This is a genomic window from Paenibacillus sp. Soil750, from assembly GCF_001428045.1.
Lineage (GTDB): Bacteria > Bacillota > Bacilli > Paenibacillales > NBRC-103111 > Paenibacillus_E > Paenibacillus_E allorhizoplanae.
Genome location: NZ_LMSD01000033.1, coordinates 1 through 6,429 on the forward strand (window position 1 = coordinate 1; position 6,429 = coordinate 6,429).

General features: G+C 47.4%; 4 protein-coding genes. All 4 read left to right on the forward strand.

Going from position 1 to position 6,429, the window contains the following annotated elements; genetic code table 11:
* The first annotated feature begins 187 nt into the window (after positions 1-187).
* From ASL11_RS24555 to ASL11_RS24570, 4 genes are read left to right on the forward strand one after another with little or no spacing between them, the layout of a single operon-like run.
* The gene (locus tag ASL11_RS24555) at positions 188-1,069 is read left to right on the forward strand and encodes a fumarylacetoacetate hydrolase family protein (RefSeq protein ID WP_056620755.1); all 882 of its coding nucleotides are present in this window, start codon (positions 188-190) and stop codon (positions 1,067-1,069) included.
* A gap of 41 nt (positions 1,070-1,110) precedes the next feature.
* Entirely contained in the window at positions 1,111-2,580 is a 1,470-nt protein-coding gene (gene gucD / locus ASL11_RS24560; protein ID WP_056620757.1) for an alpha-ketoglutaric semialdehyde dehydrogenase GucD, read from the forward strand.
* Positions 2,581-2,629: 49 nt separating this feature from the next.
* Positions 2,630-4,612 carry a YjhG/YagF family D-xylonate dehydratase gene (locus tag ASL11_RS24565; RefSeq protein WP_056620760.1) on the forward strand — a complete coding sequence of 661 codons (1,983 nt, stop codon included), beginning with the start codon at positions 2,630-2,632 and terminating at the stop codon, positions 4,610-4,612.
* A gap of 15 nt (positions 4,613-4,627) precedes the next feature.
* On the forward strand, positions 4,628-6,205 hold the full coding sequence (locus ASL11_RS24570; protein ID WP_056620762.1) for a glycoside hydrolase family 43 protein: 1,578 nt from the start codon (positions 4,628-4,630) through the stop codon (positions 6,203-6,205).
* Positions 6,206-6,429: the final 224 nt, after the last annotated feature.

The following is a 6,429-nucleotide window of genomic DNA, read 5'->3' on the forward strand; positions in this document are numbered from 1 at the left end:
GGCTCGCTTCCCATTATTATGGCGTACCCGTTTTTGCAGAAGTATTTTGTGAAAGGAATTGTACTTGGCAGTGTGAAGGGGTGACGGGTGGATGAGGGGAGCCATTGTTATCCATCCACCAGCAGTAAAATAATCATGCTTTCAAGAGAGATGATCAAATTAATTAAATTTTGAGGAGTGAGCATTTATGAGAATTATTCATTTTGTAAATGAAGGGCGTTCACAGCTGGCTGCAGTTAATGACGAGGGGCAAATGTTTGCATTGCCGCAAAACAATTTTTTATCCTTGATCCAAGAAGCTGATGAAAAACAGATTTCACCGCTTGAGTTGGTTTTAAATTCGACTGAAGGCAGAGAAGCACTATCAGGTCAAGTCGAGCAGATGCAGCTTCTTGTACCCATCGAAGCGCCTGAAGTGTGGGCTGCAGGAGTTACTTATGAACGAAGTCGCGATGCGCGGAATTATGAGGCAACGGAAGGAAGACTGGATGCCTTGACCTTTTACGATAAAGTTTATGACGCTGTTCGTCCTGAGATTTTTTTCAAATCGACAGCAGCCCGAACAGTAGGGCCAGGCGGCGAAGTACAGCTCCGAAGCGATTCCGTGTGGCAGGTGCCAGAACCGGAGTTGGGGCTTGTTCTGAACGCAAAGGGGAGAATCGTAGGATACACCATTGGCAATGATATGAGCTGCCGTGATATTGAAGGAGAGAATCCTCTCTACCTGCCACAGGCCAAAGTATGGAAGCGATCCTGCTCCTTGGGACCCGCGATACGTTTAGCTGAAACGGTAGATGATCCTTACAACTTGCAGATTACAAGCCGAATATATCGCAATGGAGAACAAGCAGTCGAGGGAACGGCTAATACCGGTCAGCTAAAACGCAAGTTTGACGAATTGACGGAATTTTTGATGCGGGACAATGAATTGTTTGAGGGTACTGTCCTGTTAACGGGAACGTGTATTGTGCCGCCTAATGAGTTTACTCTCGCTCCTGGAGATCGGATTGAAATTGAGATTACCGGCATTGGGACACTTGTTAATCATGTTGTAGGTGCAGTAAGCTAATCAATCGTAATCTGGTATTTAAAATTTAAGGAGGAGAATAGATGACATCCGTATTTGTTGGCGAGCAAATTTATCTAAACTATATAAATGGTGAATGGTGTCCAGCGAGTGCTGGACAAACAGTTCCTAGTATCAACCCGGCTAAAAAAACGGAAGTGGTGGGCTATGTTCAGTCGTCATCATTGGAGGATTTGAACCATGCGGTTGCATCCGCAAGAAAGGCTCAGAATAGTTGGAGAAAGCTATCGGGGGCGGCGAGAGGGGATTACTTGTTTAAAGCAGCCAATGCTATTGAAAGACGCATTGACGAAATTGCGGAGACGATGACGCGTGAAATGGGCAAAACCTTGCCGGAAGCAAAGGGAGAAACTGCGCGAGGGGTCGCTATCTTGCGCTACTATGCCGGTGAAGGAATGAGAAAGATCGGTGAGGTGATTCCTTCCACGGATAGCGAAGCGCTGATGTTTACGACCCGAGTGCCGCTGGGAGTTGTTGGCGTTATTTCACCCTGGAATTTTCCTGTAGCGATTCCAATATGGAAAATAGCTCCAGCATTAATCTATGGGAATTCGGTTGTGCTGAAACCTGCTCTGGAGACGGCCGTGACAGCTGCAAAAGTTATGGAATGCTTTGCTGAAGCGGGTCTTCCAGCTGGTGTTCTAAATATGGTTACCGGCAGCGGATCTATTATCGGACAAGGTCTAGCGGAGCATCCGGAAGTAAATGGAATCACTTTTACCGGTTCCAATCAAGTAGGCAAACGGGTCGCTCAGGCTGCACTGGCCAGAGGGGCCAAATATCAGCTTGAGATGGGCGGGAAAAATCCGATCCTCATCGCTGCGGATGCCGATTTGGATTTGGCCGTTGACGCAACGATCAGTGGCGGAATCCGATCGACAGGTCAGAAATGTACGGCAACAAGCCGTGTCATTGTGATGCGTGATGTATATGAAACTTTTAAAGAAAAGCTTCTGAGTAAAATAAAAGGTTTAACTGTTGGGTACGGTCTGGATGCCGGTACGTGGCTCGGCCCCTGTGCGAATGAAAATCAGTTGCGAACGGTGCAGTCCTACATTCAAAAGGGGATAGAAGAAGGGGCAGAGCTGCTATTCGGCGGAGCATCGCCAGTTCATCCGGATCTCGCAGAAGGATTCTATATACAGCCAACCGTGTTCGGTAATGTAACACCGGCAATGGCGATTGCCCGCGAAGAGATATTCGGTCCGGTTCTAGCGCTGATTCAGGTCGAATCGATGGAAGAAGCCATTCGAGTGGCAAATGATTCAGAATTTGGACTGTGCGCTTCCATATACACGAATAACATAAGCAACATTCTGTCGTTTGTTCAAGATATGGATGCCGGTCTAGTAAGAGTTAATTCCGAGACAGCCGGCGTGGAGTTGCAAGCTCCATTTGGCGGAATGAAGCAGTCCAGCTCACATTCACGCGAGCAAGGTCAGGCAGCCATCGAATTTTACACGTCCATTAAAACGGTATTTATCAAAGCGTAACTGTAACAATTATTTTGTAATTAAACTTAGTGCGGATGGGTGTGAGTGAATGACAGAGCAAATAAAATCAATTATGGCTCATGAAAATAATGATGTATTTACGATCCGTACGCACGCACAGGGACCGCAAGGCTCATTGCCACTAACTGCAGATATGTTATTGAATGCGCCAAGCGGAGATTTATTCGGTCTTACTCAAAATGTTGGTATGGGGTGGAAGCCTTCCCGGCTGAAGGGTAAACAGTATCTTTTGTTAAGCACGCAAGGAGGCATGCGTAAAGAAGACGGCAGTCCAGTCGCACTCGGCTATCATACCGGTCATTGGGAGGTTGGTATTCTTACACAGGCTGCTGCTGAAGTCATTACAGAAAGCGGTGGAATTCCATTCGCAGGGTACGTGAGCGATCCTTGCGACGGTAGATCCCAGGGTACGGAAGGCATGTTTGACTCCCTTCCTTACCGCAACGATGCAGCGATCGTGTTCCGGCGCCTCATTCGCTCCTTGCCTACGCGTAAAGGAGTACTTGGAGTGGCAACCTGTGATAAGGGGTTGCCTGCCATGATGATTGCTCTGGCGGGGATACACGAACTTCCTTCTGTAATTGTGCCAGGCGGAGTGACCTTACCTCCTACGAAGGGCGAAGATGCAGGGAAAATCCAAACCATAGGTGCAAGATATGCAAATGGCGAAATCAGCTTAGAAGATGCTGCCGATCTCGGCTGCCGGGCTTGTGCAACACCAGGAGGAGGCTGCCAATTTCTAGGAACGGCAGCCACCTCGCAGGTTATTGCAGAAGCTATGGGCTTGACAGTGCCTCACGCTGCGCTTGCGCCTTCAGGACAACCCGTTTGGGAAGAGATGGCAAGGCAGTCGGCACGCGCTATGATGACGCTGGATGAAAAGGGAATTCGGATGAAGGATCTTTTGACCGAAGCGTCCATTCATAATGCGATGGTTGTTCATGCGGCATTCGGCGGCTCCACCAATTTGCTGCTGCATATTCCAGCGGTCGCTCATGCAGCAGGGCTGACGGTTCCAACAGTGCAAGACTGGATTAGAGTTAATAAAGCGGTGCCAAGGCTAGTTAGCGTTTTACCGAACGGTCCAGAATATCATCCGACTGTGCGCGTGTTTCTAGCCGGTGGCGTGCCGGAAGTCATGCTTCATCTTCGACGTTTGGGTGTATTACAAGAACATGCGATGACAGTAACTGGTGAAACGTTGGGTTCTGTACTGGATTGGTGGGAAACTAGCGAGCGCCGAGGGCGGATGAGAAGTCTTCTAATGGAAATGGATGGCATTGATCCGGACAACGTCATCATGAGTCCAGAACGTGCCAAAGAAAGGGGATTAACCTCAACAGTTACGTTTCCTATGGGCAATCTGGCTCCTGAAGGATCAGTTATTAAATCAACCGCTATTGACCCAACAACAGTTGGAGAGGATGGGATTTTCCGTCATCGGGGAAAAGCCAAAGTGTTTACCTCAGAGAAAGCGGCAATGGCAGCAATCAAGAATAGCCACATTCAAGCTGGGGATATTATGGTATTGATGGGGCGCGGACCATCGGGTACGGGGATGGAGGAGACCTATCAATTAACCTCAGCTCTTAAGCATTTGACGTATGGCAAATATGTGTCTCTAATTACGGATGCACGCTTCTCAGGGGTATCCACAGGCGCATGCATTGGTCATGTTGGTCCTGAAGCGCTAGCCGGCGGACCGATTGGCAAGCTGCGGGATGGAGATACGATCGACATTGTCATTAATCGTAATAGTTTGGAAGGCAGCATTCATTTTCTAGGCGAGGGTGACGAAGTGTTGACGCCAGAAGAAGGAGCTCTTGTACTTGCTGCCCGAATCCCTCACCCAGAGCTCGCTGCTGACCCAAGGCTTCCTGACGATACTCGTTTATGGGCTGGCTTACAATCTGTCAGTGGAGGAATCTGGGCAGGAAGCGTGTATGATGTGGATCGGATTCTTGCTGTTTTAGAGGCGGGAAAAAAAGCTTTGGCTGCGCAAAATAATTAAGAGGAGAAGTATGAAATGAGCTATATTACGAACCCGATATTACCAGGATTCAATCCAGATCCTTCTATTCTTAGGGTTGAAGATAATTACTATATTGCCACATCTACGTTTGAATGGTTTCCTGGTGTTCAAATTCATCATTCAAAGGATCTAGTTCATTGGCAGCTGCTTCCTCACCCGTTAACAAGAACGTCACAAATAAATATGGAAGGCAATTTGGATTCCTGCGGAATCTGGGCGCCATGTTTAAGCTATGATAAGGGTATCTATTATTTGATATATACGGACGTGAAAAGCAGAATTGGAGCTTACAAGGATACCCACAACTATCTAGTAACAGCAACCGATATTAAGGGGCCTTGGTCGGAGCCTATTTATCTGAACAGCAGCGGATTCGATCCGTCTTTGTTTCACGACGATGATGGACGCAAGTGGCTTGTCAATATGCTTTGGGACTCCCGTAAGGGGCATAATCGATTCGCAGGCATTGTACTGCAGGAATATTCGATAGAGGAACAAAAATTGGTCGGTCCGATCAGCAATATTTTCAAAGGAACGGAATTGAAGCTAACAGAGGGTCCTCATCTCTATAAACACAACGGCTATTACTATTTGTTGACTGCAGAAGGGGGAACGCAGTACAACCATGCCGCCACAATGGCGCGCTCCCGTCATATTCAAGGGCCTTATAAAGTAGATCCGCAGAATCCCATTCTGACCTCTGCAGGAAGACCGGATCTCCCGCTGCAAAAGTCAGGGCATGCCAGCCTTGTGACTACACCGGCAGGAGAATGGTATATGGCGCACTTATGCGCTCGTCCCGTCAAGGATAAATATTGCAACCTGGGTAGGGAAACTGCTATTCAGCGCTGTGAATGGAGTGAAGATGGTTGGCTGCGGCTAGCCGGAGGAAGTCGTTATCCGTTGCTTCATGTCCCAGCGCCGGATTTGCAGCCATTTCCATTCGAGAGTGAACCTGAGAAAGATGATTTTGATGGTGGGGAGCTGAGTGTTCACTGGAGCACGTTGCGTATTCCGGCGGATCCGACGTGGCTAAGTCTAAAGGATCGGCCTGGTTATCTTAGGCTGCGTGGTATGGAGTCGATGATATCAATGCACAGGCAAAGCCTTGTAGCACGTCGACAGCAAGCTTTCCGCTGTGAAGCGGAGACGTGTTTAGAATTCGATCCTGATCATTTTCAACAAATGGCGGGGCTAATACTCTATTATGATACGAAAGATTACGTCTATTTACGGTTAACACACCATGAAGAGAGTGGAATTTGCCTTGGGATTCTGCAATCCAAGAATGGTGTCCAAGATGAGTTGTTGGATCAAGATGTCAGTATGAACGGGAACTCCAGATTCCGTTTGAAGGTTGTCGTTGACCGTGAGAACGCCCAATTTTATTATGTCAATTCCGATGAACAATGGACTGCAATCGGCGTGGCGATCGATATTAGCCATTTGTCAGACGATTTTCCGGATTATATCCGCTTTACTGGAACTTTCATCGGAATGTGCGTGCAGGATCTTGGGGGGACGCAAAAGCATGCTGATTTTGACTATTTCATTTATAAAGAAATCGAATAGGGATGAAATAAAATAAATATTCAGTTTGATTGCGCTTACAACTCAGCAACGATGGGTAAGTAAAGTAAAGAGTTGTACATTGTTCAGCTCTGGTGTGGGTCCTATAATGAAAGCGTACACATTACACAGTGTCACAGTAAGAGAATCGTTAAAACTAGAAATGGGGGATGTTCATGAAACTTATGAAGCACAAAATGAAAACGTTATCCGTTTCAATCTTAGCC